The following is a 16,464-nucleotide window of genomic DNA, read 5'->3' on the forward strand; positions in this document are numbered from 1 at the left end:
GGTGTCTAGCGGGCGGTGGCGGGCGTGTCGGGCGGGGGTTCGCCGGCCGCGACGGGTCCCTCGATGGAGAGCAGGGCGGGGCCGCCGCCCGTGATGGGCAGGCCGCCGGAGACGGTGTAGGTGCGCACGTCGTACGCGCCGCCCGTGGGCGCGGTGGCGGCCGTGAAGGCGGGGAAGGCGTTGCCGCCGGGGACGATCGCGGTGGAGATGTAGTCGCCGGCCATGCGGCCCTGCGCGGTGTTGGGCAGCCAGTCCGGCCTCATCGGCCCGTGCAGCTCCGAGGGCTCGGACCAGGAGCGGCCGCCGTTGGCCGAGGAGGTGTAGCCGACGGTGAGCCGGCAGGTCGCGGCGGCGCAGGCGGCGTCGGGGTAGCGGTAGTAGGCGAGCGCGAGCCTGGCGGAGCCGCCGGAGGTGGAGCGGTCGACGCCGAGGGCGGGGATGAAGTGGTCGCCGCCGTCGGCGGTGACGCGGGTGACGTGGTCCCATTGGACGCCGTCGGCCGACGTGACCAGCACGATGTCGTTGCCGGCGCAGAAGAGCTGGAAGCGGCAGTCCTGCCAGACGATGTACACGGTGCCGGCCGCGTCCGTCTCGGCCGACGGCAGCGGTAAGGCGCGTAACCCGCCCGCGACCGTGCGCCGCTGCACCATGGAGACCGGCACGCTTTCGCTCCAGGTGGCGCCGCCGTCGCGGGAGCGGATGGCGCGGATGCGGTCGTCGTCGCCCAGGTACGCCACCACGACGGCGCCGTCGGGCCGCACCACCGGCTGCGCGCCGAGCCCGGTCGCAGAAGTGGCGGTCACGGCCCAGGTCAGGCCGCTGTCGGAGGAACGGGCCATGCTGATCGTGTTGCCGGCCGCGTGGTCGTCGTACGCGACGTGGCAACGGCCGTGGTGCGGGCTGTCGGGGGTGTTGTCGCAGGCGATCCAGCTCTTGTCGAGGTCGCCGCCCGATGCGACGACGACCGGGTTCTCCCAGGTGCGACCGCCGTCGGCGGACCGGCTGACGACGACGGCCGCGCCGGCGATCCCGTCGGTGTCGGTGATCCCCAGTGAGGCGATCAGCCAGACGCCGTGCCTGGCGTCATAGGCCACGGAAGGGTTGCTGACCCGCTGGTACGGCCCGCCGCCGAACCCGGTGAGCCCCGGCAGCACGCCCTTGGTCCACGTGCCGCCGTTGTCGCCCGACGTCGCGAACGCGATGCCGGACGCCCCGCCGTCGAAGAACCGGCCCGCCTGCTGCGCGGTCACGATGGTCGTGCCCCACTGGTGGGAGTCCGGCCCGGCCTGGGTGCCGTGCTGGCTGGTGGCGTTGGCGTACGCGTCGGCCCCGATCTCGGTCAGCGGGGCGTCCGCCGCCGCCGGGGAGGAGGTGAGGAGCAGCGTGACGACGATCGCGAACGCGCCGATTCCCCGGCGACCGGCAGACGACGGCACAGACGACCTCCACGTTTGGACGGTGCGCGTGTCAACTTCCACAACGCACCGTCCAGCCCCTCCTGTCAACCCCCGACAGGAACAACGGCCGGCCAGCGACTAGCGTTCGGCCTGGACGATGTCCCGGTGGATGCGCGACAGGGGCACGCCGTCGATCTGCAGGCGGCGGACGGTCTCGTTGACCATGGCGGGCGGGCCGCAGACGTACACGTCGTGCTCGGCCCAGGAGTGGAAGCGCTGCGTCACCTCGGGCAGGTGGCCGCGCATCCCGTCGTACGACTGCTCGTCGGAGACCACCGGCAGCACCCGCAACCAGGGGAACGACGACTCCATCGCGATCAGGTCGGGCAGGTCGTAGAGCTCCCCGGAGGTACGCGCGCCGTACAGCAGGTGGATGTTGGGCCGGCGGCCGGAGGCGATGATGGACTCGATGATCGCCTTCAGCGGCGCCAGCCCGGTGCCGCCCGCCACGCACAGCACGTCGCGCATGCTCTGCTCGCGCGGCGTCATCGTGCCCATCGGCGAGCCCACCATGAGCGTGTCGCCGATGCGCGTGTGCCTGATCAGCGTCGTGGACACCCAGCCGCCCGGGACCGAGCGCACATGCAGCCTGATCGTGTTGTCCTTGCGCGGCGCGTTCGCGATGGAGAACGTCCGCCACACGCGCGGCCAGCGTGCGGTCTGCACGTTGACGTACTGGCCCGGCTGGTACGGCAGCCGCTGCGTGGGCCGCAGCGTGATGACCGCGATGTCGCGATGGCGCAGCTCGTGGTCGATCACCTCGGCCAGCCACCACGCCGGGGAGACCCCCTCGTCGTCCTCGGCGGATTCGATCATCATGTTGGCGGCGGCCGTGTAGGCGGCCACCCAGGCGGCCTCGATCTCGTGGTCCCAGATGTCGGCGGCGAAGCGCCGGATCGTGGCGAGCAGGGCGTTGCCGACCGCCGTGTAGTGCTCGGCGATCACGCCGTACTTGCGGTGGTCCCTGCCCAGCTGGCTCAGGAACGCGGCCAGGCTGTCCGGGCTGTCCAGGCTCCACACGATCCGGGTCAGCGCGCTGAACAGGCGGTCCCGCTGGACGTTCATGGCGGGCGGGAACATGGCGCGTAGGTGCGGGTTCTCGGCGAACAAGCGGCCGTAGAAATAGGCCGTGGCCCGTTCGGCCTGCGGCTCGACGACGGAGAAACTCTCCTTCACCAGGCGCGGATTCAACGACATAAAAGCAACCCCACTTATCGACCGGAAACGCATTCCGGTCTTGTCGTTCCACCTCCCTGACGGCTCCGGGTCGTGAGCGCAGCGGCGGGCCCCGGCACATCCGGAACGCTCAAAATTGAGTGTTACACCGCCCATGACGCGCCACAACCGTTTCCCCCCAATACGGTGCGAAGTAGAACTATGCGTAGTGGAATCGTGATTCTGCGCACACGGTGTTAATGTTGTTTCGGACGGTGAATGCGAATAAAAGTCATATTCGCAATTATCCGCTCAGTTCGGCGGGGAAGCCGAAACAGCGGAACACGCCCCGGGTCGAGGAATCCGGCGATCTCCGCGATGCGCCCACCGCTCAGACTCAGGACGTCGACCGCCCCGAGCCGGTAGCCGCCCTCGCGCGTGAACCTGGCGGAGCCGAGCACTGCGGCGGACCTGATCCTGAAACGTTTCGGAAACCGTCGGACGGGCGTACGATCCGGCCATGGCAGTCCTCCACCCCAGGCGGGTGGCCTGGGAGGGCGCTCGGATCTTCGTCTTCGCCGCCAGCACGGACGCCTACTGGTGGCTCAGCGACACGGTCGGGCACTACCTCGGGCTCATGTACCAGCTGCAACTGTGCGAGACCCGGCTGCGTCTGCAGGCGGAGGACGACGCGCTCTACGCCGAGGCCGGGGCCTGGCGGGCCCGTCTGGACGAGTTGCTCGACACCCATCCGGACGCTACCTCGATCCTCACCCAGCTGATCACCGAGACCTCCTCCCGCCTCCCGTCCCGCTGACCTCACGGCCTTCGCCGGCCTGATGGAGGCCTGATGGGGCACTCCGAGACCGCCTCTCCCGCTGAAACCGGATGAAAAGCCAAGAACCCGGTGGCGGGGGAGGCAAGTGGTAGGCGGGGATCTTTGGGGAGAGGTGACATATCGGAAAGGGTGTGCGCCATGATGGGGCCAAGTGGCCGTCACCGCAGACAGGCTGGCGGCGGCACGAACTCCACCCTGCTCCGGGAGATCGCATGTCCCGACCGCTGATCGGAATCACCGCCTACTTCGAGGCCGCCCGCTGGGGCGACTGGGTGCGGGAGGCCGTACTGTCCCCGCCCTCCTACGCCAAGGCGGTGGTGCGGGCGGGGGGCGCGCCCGTGGTGCTGCCACCGCTGGGCCCGCACGCCATCGAAGACTACGTACGGGGGCTCAACGGCGTGTTGCTGGCGGGCGGCGTCGAGGTGGAGGCCGCCGCCTACAACGGGGAGCAGGACGAGCGCGCCCCCGAGCCGCAGGTGCACCGCGACCGGTTCGAGCTGGCCCTGGCCAGGGCGGCCGTGCGCGCCGACGTCCCGATCCTGGCCATCGCCAGGGGCATGCACGTGCTCAACGTCGCGCAGGGCGGCACGCTCATCCCGTGGCTGCCCGAGGTGCTCGACCACGACCGGCACCACGAGCCGGGCACGCCGCACACGATCCAGGTCAGCGTCTCCAGCAAGCTCGGCAAGGCCGTCGGCGACCACGTCGAGGTGGTCGCGCCGCACCACCAGTCCGTACGGCGGCTCGGCAGCGGCCTGCTGGCCGTGGCCTGGGCCGATGACCAGATCGTCGAGGGCATCGAGCTGCAGGGCCACCGATTCGGCGTGGGCGTGCAGTGGCACCCGGAGCGAGGCGGGGACAACCGGCTCTTCGATGCGTTCATGGAGGCGGCCCGCTAGGCTGCGATCATGCCGCTGCACCCCCAGGCACGGGACTACGTCGCCCGCTACCCGTCGGACCTGAACACCGATCTGGCCACGTTCGACCTGTCCACGATCCAGGAGCTGCGCGCGCAGGACGGCCTGGCGGCGCACCGCGGACCGCTCACCAAGCTGCCGTTCGTCCGCGACGAGCTGGCCGAGGACGTGCCGATCCGGATCTACCGGGCCGATCCCGGCGACGGCCTGCTGCCCGTCCTGGTCTACTTCCACGGCGGCGGCTGGGTCTTCGGCAGCGTCAAGCGCAACGACGCGGCCGGGCGCGACCTGGCCATCCGCACCGGGGCCGTGGTGGTCTCCGTCGACTACCGGCTGGCCCCCGAGCACCCCTTCCCGGCCGCCGCCGACGACGCGTGGATCGTGGTGCGCGACATCTTCGCCAGGCCCGCCTTCTACCAGAGCAACGGCAGCGTGGCCGTCATCGGTGACAGCGCGGGTGGCAACCTGGCCGCGGTCGCCGCCTGGCGGGCCCGTGACGCCGGGCTGCGGCTGGCGCATCAGGCGCTCGTCTATCCCGTGCTCGACGTGGCGATGGACACGCCCAGCTACCGGGAGTTCGCCAAGGGGTTCGGGCTGGACGCCGAGGAGATGGCCTGGTTCGCCCGGCAATATGCCGAAGGCGTGGACCCGGCCGATCCGCTGCTGTCCCCGCTGCGCCTGCCCGACGTGACGGGCCTGGCGCCCGCGACCGTGGTGACCGCCGAATACGACGTGCTCAGGGACGAAGGCGAGCGATACGCCGACCGGCTGGCCCAGGCGGGTGTGCCGGTCGAGGCGCTCAGGTTCGACGGCGCCGTGCACAGTTTCTTCGTCCTGCCCGGCCTGTTCGACCAGGCGGCCGAGGCCCGCGAGTACGTCGCGCGACGGCTCAGGGAATCCTGGTGACCTACGAGACGTACACGAAGCTGAAGATCGACACCCCGGCCGGCGGCGTGTTGCGGATCACGATCAGCGAGCCCGGCAGGCTCAACGCCGTCGACATGACCGCGCACCGCGAACTGGCCGAGATCTGGCGCGACGCCGACCGCGACGACCACGTGCGGGCGATCGTCGTCAGGGGAGAGGGCCAGGCGTTCTCCGCCGGCGGCGACCTGTCCATGATCGAGGAGATGACGCGCGACCACGCCACCAGGCTGCGCGTGTTCGCCGAGGCCCGCGACATCGTCTACAACGTGCTCAACTGCGCCAAGCCGGTCGTCTCCGCCATCCAGGGCCCCGCCGTGGGAGCAGGGCTCGCGGTCGCGCTGCTGGCCGACATCTCCGTAGCCGGCCGCACGGCGCGCATCATCGACGGGCACACCAGGCTCGGCGTCGCGGCCGGCGACCACGCCGCGATCGTCTGGCCGCTGCTGTGCGGGCTGGCCAAGGCCAAATACCACCTGCTGCTGTGCGAGCCGGTGACCGGCGAGCAGGCCGAGCGGATGGGCCTCGTCAGCCTGTGCGTGGACGACGACCAGGTGCACGACAGGGCCATGGAGATCGCCGTCCGGCTCGCCGCCGGCGCGCAGGAGGCGATCAGGCTGACCAAATACTCGCTCAACAACTGGCTGCGGCTGGCCGGGCCCACCTTCGACGCCTCGCTGGCCATGGAGTTCCTCGGCTTCAGCGGTCCCGACGTGGCCGAGGGCGTGCGCGCGCTGCGGGAGAAAAGGCCTCCGTCGTTCGGCTGAGCGCGGGTGTGTGCTTCTCCAGGCCTCGGGTAGGCGCAGTCCGTAAGGCCGCCACGCCGGCGGGAAGATCACGGGCGCCTGTTCGACGAGGCCGAGAACGCCGCCCCGGAGGGACGAAGCCGAGATCTTCCGTAGGCTGGTGCGGCTGCCGGCCGTCCTCGAGCCAGCGGGACGGCCATGAGCACCCGCGGCGGGAGGAAGCCGAGCAGGGAGCTCCTTCGCCACGGGTGCCCGTGTGCCGGTCAGGTTCTGGGGCGGCGTGCGTGGAACACGAACGCCGGGGGCGCGTTGCGCCACACCGTGCGTCCTCGTACGACCTCTTCGAACTGCTCGGCGAGCAGCTCGCGGAACCGCCGCGCCGAGCTGAGCGGGATGGCGTGAATATAGGAGAACGTCGTGAACGCCGCCCCTTGGCACATCGCCGCCGTCACCGCACTCAGCAAATCGCGCTGCAACCCGTCGGGGAAGGCCGCCCACGGCAGGCCGCTCACCACCACGTCCGCCTGTCGCAATCCCCGCTCCCGCAGCAGGTCGCTCAGCCGCGCCGCGTCCGCGTGCGCCACGTCCACGGCGGGGAAACGGTCGGCGAGCCGCTGCGCCAGCGGCCCGTTGACCTCCACGGCCAGGTGGTGTCCCCGTCCGGCGAGCCGCTGCTGGATCTCCGCGGTGAAAGGCCCCGTGCCGGGGCCCAGCTCCACCACGGTCGGCTCGCCGCGCTCGGGGATCGGCGTGCACATGGTGGCGGCGAGGCGCCGCGAACTCGGCGCCAGCGCGCCGATCATGGCGGGGGAGCGTAGAAACTGACCGAGCAAGAGTGCGGTGTCGTTAGACATAGGACAAAAGTAGGGCCAAGATCTGACCACGCGCTCCCCCCTCCGGGCGAAGCCTGCGGCCACAAGGAGGAGACGGGGTCCTCCGTCCGGAGGATTGGCCGTTCATCGCGGGCGGATACCGTGTGCGCATGCGTTGGCGCGGTGTGCCGCTTGATGTCCTGCTGGCCGTTTCGGGTGTGGCTCTGGACCTGTTGACCACGGCTCATGCGGGCGACACGAAATATCTGCCCGCGGCGATGAACATCCCGATGGCGCTCCTGGCGGGCCTGTCCATGGGGCTGGTCCGCCGCTGGCCGGTGCCGGTCACCCTCTACCTGGCCGTCCTGCTGGTCGTCACCGACCAGCTGGAGTCGTTCACCTCGAACACCGCCCAGATCCTCGTCTGCGTCGCGCTCGGCGTGGCGGGGTTCCAGGCCGGCTGGCGGGCCACCGCGGTGGCCGTGGCCGCCGCGATCGGCGCGACCGCGGTCAACATCGCCGACCCGGGCATCGCCCTCACCGTCAACGCGTGGATGTACTCGGTCCTGCTGCCGGTCTTCCCCGCCGTGCTGGGCGCGTACCTGCGCAGCTCGGCCGGGCGGCTGGAGGAGCGCGACGTCACCCCGGACGCGCTGCTGGCGGCCGGCGGGGTGGCGATCACGGTGCTCAGCACTTGGACCTCCTGGCACTCGGGCACGCAGCCCGTCTGGGTCGTCGGGCTGCTGGCCGTGGTGGGCGGCCTTTCGCTGGGCATCGCCAGGCGCTTTCCCGGGCTGGTCTTCCTGCTGCAGGGCGTTCTGCTGGTGTCCGCCGACACCTATCTGAACGACGCCGTCAACACCTGCGTGATCCTCACCCTCATCGCGGTCGGCGTGTTCGCCATGCGCGTGGCCTCCTGGCCGTGGACGGTGGCGGCGTACTTCGCCGGCTGCCTGCTGACCGCGATCGCCGTCGTCGGCGACGACACCGACACCACCCCGTTCCGCGTCGGCGTGCTCATGACGCTGGTGGCCACGCCGATCGCGATCGGCCGCTATCTCGGCGTACGGCAGTCCGCCGCGGCCGCCGAGCGGCTGCGCGCCGAGGAGGCCGCCCGGGCGGCGGTCGCGCAGGTACGGGCCGACCAGCTGGCCGAACGCGAGCGCATCGCCCGCGACGTGCACGACATCGTCGCCCACCACGTCGGCGCCATGGTGCTGCGCGCCAGCGCCGCCCGCTACACCGCGCCCGACGGCCCCGTCGCCGACGCGCTCAACGACATCCGGGAGACCGGCCATCAGGTGCTGCAGGACCTGCGCGACCTGCTCGACCTGCTGCGGGCGCCGGAACGCGAGCCTCACCTGCTGGCCAATCCCGCCGACGTGGTACGCGAGTCGGCCGAGCGCATGGCCGCCGCCGGACTGGTGGTGGACCTGGACCTCGACCCGGCCACCGATCAGGCGCCGCTCATCGCCCGCACCTCCGCGGCCCGCATCGTCCAGGAAGGACTCACCAACGTGCTCAAACACGCAGGCCCCGGCACCCGGGTCCGCGTCACCGTGGTCACCGCCGGCGAGGGACTGTCGGTGGAGATCCGCAACGGCCGGCCGCCCACCGGCATCGAACGCCTGCCCTCCTCCGGCCGCGGGCTGGCCGGCATGCGCGAACGCGTGCGCGCCCTCGGCGGCACCCTCACCGCCGGCCCCGACGGCGAGGGCGGCTGGCTGCTGGCCGCCACCCTGCCCGCGCGCCTTCCCTCGGGGAGCGCCGCGTGATCCGCGTGCTGGTGGCCGACGACCAGGCGCTCGTCCGCGCGGGCGTGCGCATGCTGCTGCAGGCGGCGGGCGACATGGAGGTCGTGGGCGAGGCCGAGGACGGCGCCGAGGCGGTCCGCCTGGCCGAACGCCACCTGCCCGACGTGATCCTCATGGACCTGCGCATGCCCAGGGTCGACGGGCTGGAGGCGATCAAGCGAGTGCTCGCCGCCCGGCCGGGGGCCAGGATCGTGGTGCTGACCACGTTCGCCGAGGACGCCAACGTCTACGCCGCCCTGCGCGCGGGAGCGGTCGGCTTCCTGGTCAAGGACGACGAGCCGGAACGCATGGTGGACGCCGTGCGCCGGGCGGCGGCCGGCGAGCAGCTGCTCGCGCCGTCAGTGCTGCGCAGGGTCGTCGAGCGGTTCCTGACGGCCGAGGAGCAGGCGGCCGCGCCGCCGCCGCCGGGGCTGACCGACCGCGAGCTGGAGGTGCTGGCCCTGGTCGGCACCGGCCTGTCCAACGCGGAGATCGCCGAGAAGCTGCACGTCGGCGTCACCACGGTCAAGACCCACATCGCCGCCGCGATGGACAAGCTGGGGCTGCGCAACCGTATCCAGGCCGCGGTCGTGGCCCACCGCACCGGCCTCGTGGACGCGTCCTTCCGCCCGGTGCGCCGAGGTCCGGCCGAGGGATCCGCCACGGGGCAGACAGGTGATCATCCCGCAGGCTGACGACCGTGGTGCCGCCGTCCGGCCTCGACGCCACGGTGCTGGTCCGGGCGTGGTCCCTGGAGCCGCCCGCCGCCGCTATGGTGGCAGATGTGTACGTCAAGATCTGCGGGTTGACCGAGCCGGAACACGTGGCCGCGGCCGTCGAGGCGGGCGCCGACGCCGTCGGGTTCGTCATGACCCGCAGCCCTCGGCAGATCACGCCCGAGCGGGCGGCCGAGCTGGTCTCGCTGGTCCCCGGGCACGTGCTGACCGTCGGCGTGTTCCGCGGCGAGGACCCCGGCGCGGTGCGGGCTGCGGCGCTGACCTCCGGCGTGCGGGCCCTCCAGCTGCACGGCCGGCACCCGCACAGCGACTTCACCGCGCTCAAGGACCTCGGAGCCGTCCTGCTCAGGGCCGTCGACGCCGAGGCCGACCTGCGGTGCGGCGCCTTCGACGAGGACCTGCTCCTCGTCGACGCCCCTCATGCGGGCTCCGGCCTGCCGTGGGACTGGGCCGCGATCCGCGGCCGCCCGTCGGGCCGGTGGCTGCTGGCCGGCGGCCTCACCCCGGCCAACGTGACGGAGGCCGTCGCCGCCGCCGGCCCGTGGGGGGTCGACGTGTCCAGCGGCGTGGAGTCCGCGCCCGGCGTGAAGGACCCGGCCCTCATCAAGGCGTTCCTCGAGACGGTGCGGGGAGCCCATCCGGGCAGCGGCTCGGCGTGATGGACGAGCGGGCGGCCGACGAGGCCCTCGCCGACCGCGCCCACCGGCTGGCGTCCGGAATCGCCGCCAGGGCCGACCTCCACGTGCACGGTGGCGTGGCCCAGATCGAGGACGTCATGGGCCGCGTCCACGCGTTCCTGCGCGCCTGACCCCGGCCCGCCCCCTGCCAACCCGGGGCAGGCGGGGCCGCTGTGTTGGAGTTCCACGCAGTAGGGTCTGCCTCGTGAGCGAAACTTCCGCCGAGGACCGGATCTGGACGGTTCCCAACCTGCTGAGCTTCCTGCGCCTTCTCGGCGTTCCCGTGTTCCTCTGGCTGGTTCTCGGGCCCAAGGCGGACGGGTGGGCCATCGGGGTCCTCGCGGTGGCCGGGTTCACCGACTGGCTCGACGGGAAGATCGCTCGCGCGTTCAACCAGACCAGCAAGCTCGGCAGGCTCATCGACCCGGCCGCTGACAAGCTGTACGTGTTCGCCACGATCCTGGCGTTGCTGCTGCGCGAGGTCATTCCGTGGTGGCTGGTGGCGGTGATCCTGGCGCGGGAACTCTTCGTCGCGAGTTGCTTCCCCGTACTCCGCAAATACGGCTACAGGGCACTTCAGGTGCATTTCCTGGGCAAGGCCGCCATGTTCAACCTCATGTATGCCTTCCCTCTCCTCTTCCTTGCATCCCACACTGGGTGGTATGCCGATATAGCCCGAATTGTCGGATGGGCGTTTGCGCTCTGGGGAACGGGCCTGTACTGGTGGTCAGCAGTGCTGTATGTGGTACAGGTGCGCCAACTCGTAACCTCGGCCAAAAAGGAGTGATCGGGTGAAGGCGGTCCTCATGGCAGGCGGGGAGGGCACTCGGCTGCGTCCCATGACCGCCAACCAGCCGAAACCCTTGCTTCCCGTGGTCAACCGCCCGATCATGGAGCACGTGCTGCGCCTGCTCAAGCGGCACGGCGTCACCGAGACGGTGGTCACGCTCCAGTTCCTGGCCGCGCTGGTGCGCAACTATTTCGGCGACGGCGACGAGCTCGGCATGAGCCTCCAGTACGCCACCGAGGACCTGCCCCTCGGCACCGCGGGCAGCGTCAAGAACGCCGCCGACCGCCTCCGTGACGATCGTTTCCTCGTGATCTCCGGTGACGCCCTGACGGATATCGATTTAACAGAAATGATCCGATTTCACCGGGATAATTCGGCGCTCGTGACAATCGGTCTAAAACGCGTACCGAACCCGCTCGAGTTCGGGATCATCATCGTCGACGAGCAAGGCCGCGTGCAGCGCTTCCTCGAGAAACCCACCTGGGGGCAGGTCTTCTCCGACACCGTCAACACCGGCATCTACGTCATGGAGCCCGAGATCCTCGACGCCGTGGCGGCCGGGGAACCCGTCGACTGGTCATCCGACGTCTTCCCCGCCCTGCTGGAGCGCGGCGCCGCCATCTACGGGTACGTGGCCGACGGTTACTGGGAGGACGTCGGCACCCACGACAGCTATCTCAAGGCCCAGGCCGACGCCCTGTCCGGGAAGGTCGCCCTGGACATCGGCGGCTTCGAGCTCTCGCCCGGCGTCTGGGTCGCCGAGTCGGCCTCGGTCGACCCCGACGCCGTGCTCAAGGGCCCCCTGCTCATCGGTGACTACGCCAAGGTCGAGGCGGGGGCCGAACTCCGCGAGTTCACCGTGCTCGGCAACAACGCGGTCGTGCGCGAGGGCGCGTTCCTGCACCGGGCGATCGTCCACGACAACGTCTACATCGGCCCCGGCGCGCACCTGCGCGGGTGTGTGATCGGCAAGAGCACCGACGTGATGGCCGGCGCCCGTATCGAGGAGAACGCCATCATCGGCGACGAATGCGTCATCGAGGCCGAGGCGTACGTCTCCAGCGGCGTGCGGGTCTACCCGTTCAAGACCATCGAGGCGGGCGCGGTCGTCAACACCAGCGTCATCTGGGAGTCGCGCGGCCAGCGTAACCTGTTCGGCCCGCGGGGCGTCAGCGGCCTGGTCAACGTCGAGATCACCGCCGAGCTGTGCGTGCGCCTGGCCAGCGCGTACGCCACCACCCTCAACAAGGGCGAGTACGTCGTCACCTCCCGCGACTGCTCGCTGGCCGCCAGGGCGCTCAAGCGGGCCGTCAACGCCGCGCTCACCGCCAGCGCCATCAACGTGCTCGACCTGGAGGCGGCCCCGCTGCCGGTGGCCCGCTTCCACACCGGCCGCGAGTCGGCCGCCGGCGGCATCTCGCTGCGCACCACGCCGGGCGACCCGCAGAGCGTCGACATCGTCATCATGGACGGCCGCGGCGCCGACCTCCCGCCGGCCGCCCAGCGCAAGCTGGAGCGGGTCTTCTCCCGGCAGGAGTTCCGCCGCGCCTTCCCCGGCGAGATCGCCGAGCTCAACTACCCGGCCAGGGCGGTCGAGGACTACACCCGCGAACTGCTGCGTCACGTCGGCGTGGACGGCGTCAGGGACATGAAGGTCGTCGTCGACTGCGCCGGCGGCACCTCGTCGCTCGTGCTGCCCTCGCTGCTCGGCCGGCTCGGGGTGGAGGTGCTGACCGTCAACGCCCGCCTCGACGACGTCTCGCCCACCGAGACCCTGGCGGAGCGCCGCCGGGATCTGCAGCGCCTGTCGGAGCTGGTCAGCTCCTCCCGGGCGGCGTTCGGCGTGCGGTTCGACCCGGTCGGCGAGCGTATCGCCCTCGTGGACGAGATGGGCCAGCTCATCAACGACGAACGTGCCCTGCTCGTCGTGCTCGACCTCGTCGCCGCCGAACGCCGGGGCGGCCAGGTGGCGCTGCCGGTCAGCACGACCAGGGTCGCCGAGCAGGTCTGCCGCTTCCACGGCGTGCAGGTGCAGTGGACCTCCACCGCGCTGGACGCCCTCACCTCGGCCGCCGCCGGAGCCGACATGATCTTCGCGGCGGACGGGCGCGGCGGGTTCGTCGTGCCCGAGTTCAGCCCGGCCATCGATGGGCTGGCCGTGTTCATACGCCTGCTGGGGCTGGTCGCCCGCACTCGCCTGTCGCTCAGCCAGATCGACGCCAGGATCCCGGAGATCAAGCTGCTCAAGCGGGCCGTGCCCACGCCCTGGGCGGCCAAGGGCGCCGTCATGCGCTCGGTCATCGAGGCGGTCGAGGCCGAGGCCGAGGGACATCGCGTCGACACCACCGACGGGGTGCGCGTGACCCACGACGACGGGAGCTGGGTGCTGATCCTGCCCGCCGCCACCGAGCCACTCACCGACCTTTGGGCGGAGGCTCCCGACATGGACGGCGCCCAGGCACTGCTCGAACGCTGGGCGCGCATCGTGGAGCAGGCCGCCACGTGACCGGCCGTCACAGGGAGTGACGGAAACCGATCAGCCGGCGATGCGCGCGCAGAGCGCCGCAAGATCGTAATGTTGAAACGCGCGGCGGCATGGACCACGGGGCGGAAGCGGCGGTAACTTTGTCTGCGTCCAAACCACCGTCCAGCGCCCCGAGTTGACCTTTGCCGCTGATCAGCGTATGTTGCGGCATTCGCAAACTTGAAAAAGCGAAGCGAGGCGCGCCCCAGCACCGTCGCCGCGTCTTCGCGGTAGGAGGCCGAGCCGATCGATGCCGAGCGTCTACTGCACGCAGTGCGGGCACGCCAACCCCGAGGATGCCCGTTTCTGTTCCCGCTGTGGGTCACCGCTGACCAGACCCGAGGTCTCCGGGGACACCACATCGACGATCTCCGTCGCGGGAATCGAGGCATACGAGGCTGAGACAGGCGACATGCTGCTGGCCGAGCGGGCGCTCCTCGAGCAGCTGCCGCCCGGCGCGGCGTTGCTCACGGTGACCAGGGGCCCTAATCAGGGGAGCCGTTTCCGGCTCGACAAGGAGCTCACCACGACCGGGCGGCACCCGGAGAGCGACATCTTCCTCGACGACATCACGGTCTCGCGCCGCCACGTCGAGTTCTACCGGCACCGCGGCGGCCAGTTCTCCGTCCGCGACGTCGGCAGCCTCAACGGCACCTATGTCAACAGGGAGCGGATCGAGGAGGTGCCGCTGCACTCCGGCGACGAGGTGCAGATCGGCAAGTTCCGCCTGGTCTTCCTGATGCGGGGCAACGCCGGGGCATGAGCGGGCGAAGCGAGCGACCAACGGACGCAGCCTCGCACCGCGGGCTCATGAGGCCGGAGGGCGCATGAGCCCTCAGGCGGCACGCTCGCACATGAGCATCGGGGAGGTGCTCGCGCTCCTGCAGGGCGAGTTCCCCGATGTGACGATCTCCAAGATCAGGTTCTTGGAGGGCGAAGGGCTGATCGAGCCCGAGCGCAGCCCCTCCGGCTACCGCAAGTTCACGCACCTGCACGTCGAGCAGCTGCGTTTCATCCTCACCGAGCAGCGCGACCACTACCTGCCGCTGCGGGTGATCAAGGACAAGATGGCCGAGAGCTTCGGCCGCCCCCGCGCGCTGCAGGGCAAGCAGGAGGTCAAGCTCAGCCGCGCCGAGCTGCTGGAGTCCGCGGGGATCGACGAGGATACGCTCACCGAGCTCGAGGACTACGGCCTGCTCGCCCCGGTGGCCAGGCGCTACGACGAGGAGGCGCTCAAGGTGGCGCGCACCGTCGGCGCCCTTGCCCGCTTCGGGCTGCACGCCCGGCACCTGCGGGCGGTCAAGGCGGCGGCCGAGCGCGAGTGCGGCCTGGTCGAGCAGACCGTCGCGCCGGTGCTGAAACGGCGCGCCCCCGGGGCCATCGGCGAGGCGGAGGAGACCGCCAGGGAACTGTCGGCTCTGCTGCTCGATCTGCACGCATCTCTGGTGCGCACGGGCGTACGGTCGGTCCTGGGGCGTTGAGAGCCAGGCGAGCAGGGAGCCGACGGCACATTCCAGGCCCGCCGGGTGTTACGTTGAATTGAAGTAGCCAGTCGAGCAAAGAGCTGTGCCGGGTGACCGGTCAGGAATACGGAGCAGCCCGTGTTGCAGATGGAGGTCGTGGGCGTAAGAGTTGAAATGCCCACTAATCAGCCGATCGTCTTGCTCAAGGAGGCACACGGGGAGCGGTTCCTTCCTATATGGATTGGCATGACCGAGGCGACGGCGATCGCCCTGGCCCAGGCGGAGGAGCCTCCGCCGCGGCCGCTCACCCACGACCTCTTCCGCGACGTGCTGAGCGCCCTGGGTGTCGGCCTGCGGGCGGTCAACATCGTCGCTCTGCGTGACGGCATCTTCTTCGCCGACCTGGTGTTCTCCAACGGCGTGGAGGTGAGCGCGCGGCCGTCGGACTCGATCGCGCTCGCGTTGCGCACCGGAGCACGCATCTTTGCCAGCGAGGAGGTGGTCCAGGAGGCCGGCGTGGTCATCCCTGACGACCAAGAGGATGAGGTGGAGAAGTTCAGGGAGTTCCTTGACACGATCACTCCCGAGGACTTCGGCAGGGCGGGGTAGGTATTTCGGTGCATTTACGCTTCACGACGCGCCGAGCCGGATCGTTGACTGAGCATGGTCACGGTCCTACGGTGCAAGTGAAACCCGTGGCCGCCCTTCATGAACCCCCAGATCAGGCCACGGGATGAGAGAAAGCCGGAGGTCCGCGTGGCGGTCAGCAGCGGCGAGGGAAAGACGGCCGGCCAGGAAGATCCGGTGCGGCGCGAGGACGCGCGGCAGCGTGCCGGAGAGCAGGGCCTGCTCTTCGACGAGCAGCCGGCGGCGCTGCCGGGCGACATCGGTTACCGCGGGCCCACGGCTTGCGCGGCGGCCGGCATCACCTACAGGCAGCTCGACTACTGGGCGCGCACGGGCCTGGTAGAGCCCACGATCCGAGCCGCACAAGGCTCGGGCTCCCAGCGGCTCTACAGCTTCCGCGACATCCTGGTGCTCAAAGTCGTCAAGCGACTCCTCGACACCGGGGTGTCGCTGCAGCAGATCCGCACGGCCGTGCAACACCTGCGCGATCGCGGGGTGGCCGATCTCGCCCAGATCACGCTCATGAGCGACGGCGTCAGCGTCTACGAGTGCACCTCGGCCGACGAGGTGATCGACCTGCTGCAGGGCGGCCAGGGCGTGTTCGGCATCGCGCTCGGCCGGGTCTGGCGCGAGGTCGAGGGATCCCTCGCGGAGCTGCCGGGGGAACGAGCGGCGGTCGAGGACACCGTCCCGGCCGACCACCCCGCTGACGAGCTCGCCCGGCGCCGACGCGCCCGACGCATAGGGTAGTAATTCGCGCTTAACGTACAGGGTTGTAATCTAGGACAAGCAAAGCCGACGACCCCGTGCGGGAGAGTCCCTGGGGCCCACGGGTCCCGGGGCGCCGAAGGAGCAACCCTCCCCGGAATCTCTCAGGCATCCTGTACCGCTCGGGTGAGGCAACTCTGGAAAGCAGGCACGCCGGCCAGGCGCGTCTCACCGACGGTGCAAGCCCCTTCCCGGGGGTGAAGCTCTCAGGTCGCGGCACCGCCCGCGCTGACAGA

The 16,464-nt window shown here is 70.6% G+C and carries 17 protein-coding genes and 1 riboswitch; of the genes, 14 read left to right on the forward strand and 3 right to left on the reverse strand.

The window, feature by feature from the left end; all coding sequences use genetic code 11:
- Positions 1-5: 5 nt before the first annotated feature.
- Complete coding sequence (locus ETD86_RS30420; protein WP_138669849.1) at positions 6-1,436, reverse strand: sialidase family protein; 1,431 nt, start codon at positions 1,434-1,436, stop codon at positions 6-8.
- A 99-nt stretch (positions 1,437-1,535) separates the two neighbouring features.
- The gene (locus tag ETD86_RS30425) at positions 1,536-2,654 is read right to left on the reverse strand and encodes a globin domain-containing protein (protein ID WP_138669851.1); all 1,119 of its coding nucleotides are present in this window, start codon (positions 2,652-2,654) and stop codon (positions 1,536-1,538) included.
- 478 nt (positions 2,655-3,132) lie between these two features.
- Here ETD86_RS30425 and ETD86_RS30430 point away from each other — a divergent pair, with 478 nt between their 5' ends.
- The 4 genes from ETD86_RS30430 to ETD86_RS30445 all read left to right on the forward strand — a co-directional run bounded on the left by ETD86_RS30430 (position 3,133) and on the right by ETD86_RS30445 (position 6,058).
- Positions 3,133-3,429 carry a hypothetical protein gene (locus ETD86_RS30430; protein WP_138669853.1) on the forward strand — a complete coding sequence of 99 codons (297 nt, stop codon included), beginning with the start codon at positions 3,133-3,135 and terminating at the stop codon, positions 3,427-3,429.
- Positions 3,430-3,662: 233 nt separating this feature from the next.
- Positions 3,663-4,349 carry a gamma-glutamyl-gamma-aminobutyrate hydrolase family protein gene (locus ETD86_RS30435; protein ID WP_138669855.1) on the forward strand — a complete coding sequence of 229 codons (687 nt, stop codon included), beginning with the start codon at positions 3,663-3,665 and terminating at the stop codon, positions 4,347-4,349.
- 9 nt (positions 4,350-4,358) lie between these two features.
- Positions 4,359-5,273, forward strand: a complete 915-nt coding sequence (locus ETD86_RS30440; protein WP_138669857.1) for an alpha/beta hydrolase — start codon at positions 4,359-4,361, stop codon at positions 5,271-5,273.
- Entirely contained in the window at positions 5,270-6,058 is a 789-nt protein-coding gene (locus tag ETD86_RS30445; RefSeq protein WP_246148441.1) for an enoyl-CoA hydratase/isomerase family protein, read from the forward strand. Before ETD86_RS30440 ends, ETD86_RS30445 begins: the two co-directional genes overlap by 4 nt.
- 242 nt (positions 6,059-6,300) lie before the next feature.
- On the opposite strand, the gene ETD86_RS30450 is transcribed toward ETD86_RS30445, so the two are convergent.
- The gene (locus tag ETD86_RS30450) at positions 6,301-6,840 is read right to left on the reverse strand and encodes a class I SAM-dependent methyltransferase (protein ID WP_246148443.1); all 540 of its coding nucleotides are present in this window, start codon (positions 6,838-6,840) and stop codon (positions 6,301-6,303) included.
- A 179-nt stretch (positions 6,841-7,019) separates the two neighbouring features.
- Between ETD86_RS30450 and ETD86_RS30455 the strand changes: the two genes are divergently transcribed.
- The 10 genes from ETD86_RS30455 to ETD86_RS30495 all read left to right on the forward strand — a co-directional run bounded on the left by ETD86_RS30455 (position 7,020) and on the right by ETD86_RS30495 (position 16,210).
- Positions 7,020-8,624 (forward strand): sensor histidine kinase, encoded by a 1,605-nt coding sequence (locus tag ETD86_RS30455; protein WP_246148446.1) that lies wholly within the window; start codon positions 7,020-7,022, stop codon positions 8,622-8,624.
- The gene (locus ETD86_RS30460; protein WP_138669862.1) at positions 8,621-9,337 is read left to right on the forward strand and encodes a response regulator; all 717 of its coding nucleotides are present in this window, start codon (positions 8,621-8,623) and stop codon (positions 9,335-9,337) included. Before ETD86_RS30455 ends, ETD86_RS30460 begins: the two co-directional genes overlap by 4 nt.
- 5 nt (positions 9,338-9,342) lie before the next feature.
- Positions 9,343-10,038, forward strand: coding sequence for a phosphoribosylanthranilate isomerase (locus ETD86_RS30465; protein ID WP_246148449.1), 696 nt, complete (start codon positions 9,343-9,345; stop codon positions 10,036-10,038).
- Entirely contained in the window at positions 10,038-10,187 is a 150-nt protein-coding gene (locus tag ETD86_RS55560) for a hypothetical protein (protein WP_170223353.1), read from the forward strand. Before ETD86_RS30465 ends, ETD86_RS55560 begins: the two co-directional genes overlap by 1 nt.
- A gap of 74 nt (positions 10,188-10,261) precedes the next feature.
- Positions 10,262-10,843: a cardiolipin synthase ClsA gene (clsA, locus tag ETD86_RS30470; RefSeq protein WP_138669864.1), complete on the forward strand. Its 582-nt coding sequence runs from the start codon at positions 10,262-10,264 to the stop codon at positions 10,841-10,843.
- Positions 10,844-10,847: 4 nt separating this feature from the next.
- Positions 10,848-13,352, forward strand: a complete 2,505-nt coding sequence (locus ETD86_RS30475) for a mannose-1-phosphate guanyltransferase (RefSeq protein WP_138669866.1) — start codon at positions 10,848-10,850, stop codon at positions 13,350-13,352.
- Between the two features lie 268 nt (positions 13,353-13,620).
- Complete coding sequence (locus ETD86_RS30480) at positions 13,621-14,133, forward strand: double zinc ribbon and FHA domain-containing protein (protein ID WP_138669868.1); 513 nt, start codon at positions 13,621-13,623, stop codon at positions 14,131-14,133.
- Between the two features lie 64 nt (positions 14,134-14,197).
- Positions 14,198-14,851, forward strand: coding sequence for a transcriptional regulator FtsR (gene ftsR, locus ETD86_RS30485; protein WP_170223354.1), 654 nt, complete (start codon positions 14,198-14,200; stop codon positions 14,849-14,851).
- Between the two features lie 120 nt (positions 14,852-14,971).
- Positions 14,972-15,442 (forward strand): bifunctional nuclease family protein, encoded by a 471-nt coding sequence (locus ETD86_RS30490; protein WP_020539830.1) that lies wholly within the window; start codon positions 14,972-14,974, stop codon positions 15,440-15,442.
- Positions 15,443-15,589: 147 nt separating this feature from the next.
- Complete coding sequence (locus ETD86_RS30495; protein ID WP_138669872.1) at positions 15,590-16,210, forward strand: MerR family transcriptional regulator; 621 nt, start codon at positions 15,590-15,592, stop codon at positions 16,208-16,210.
- 49 nt (positions 16,211-16,259) lie between these two features.
- A riboswitch (glycine riboswitch) is annotated at positions 16,260-16,359 on the forward strand.
- Positions 16,360-16,464 lie beyond the last annotated feature (105 nt).

The organism is Nonomuraea turkmeniaca, assembly GCF_005889735.1.
GTDB classification, from domain to species: Bacteria; Actinomycetota; Actinomycetes; order Streptosporangiales; family Streptosporangiaceae; genus Nonomuraea; species Nonomuraea turkmeniaca.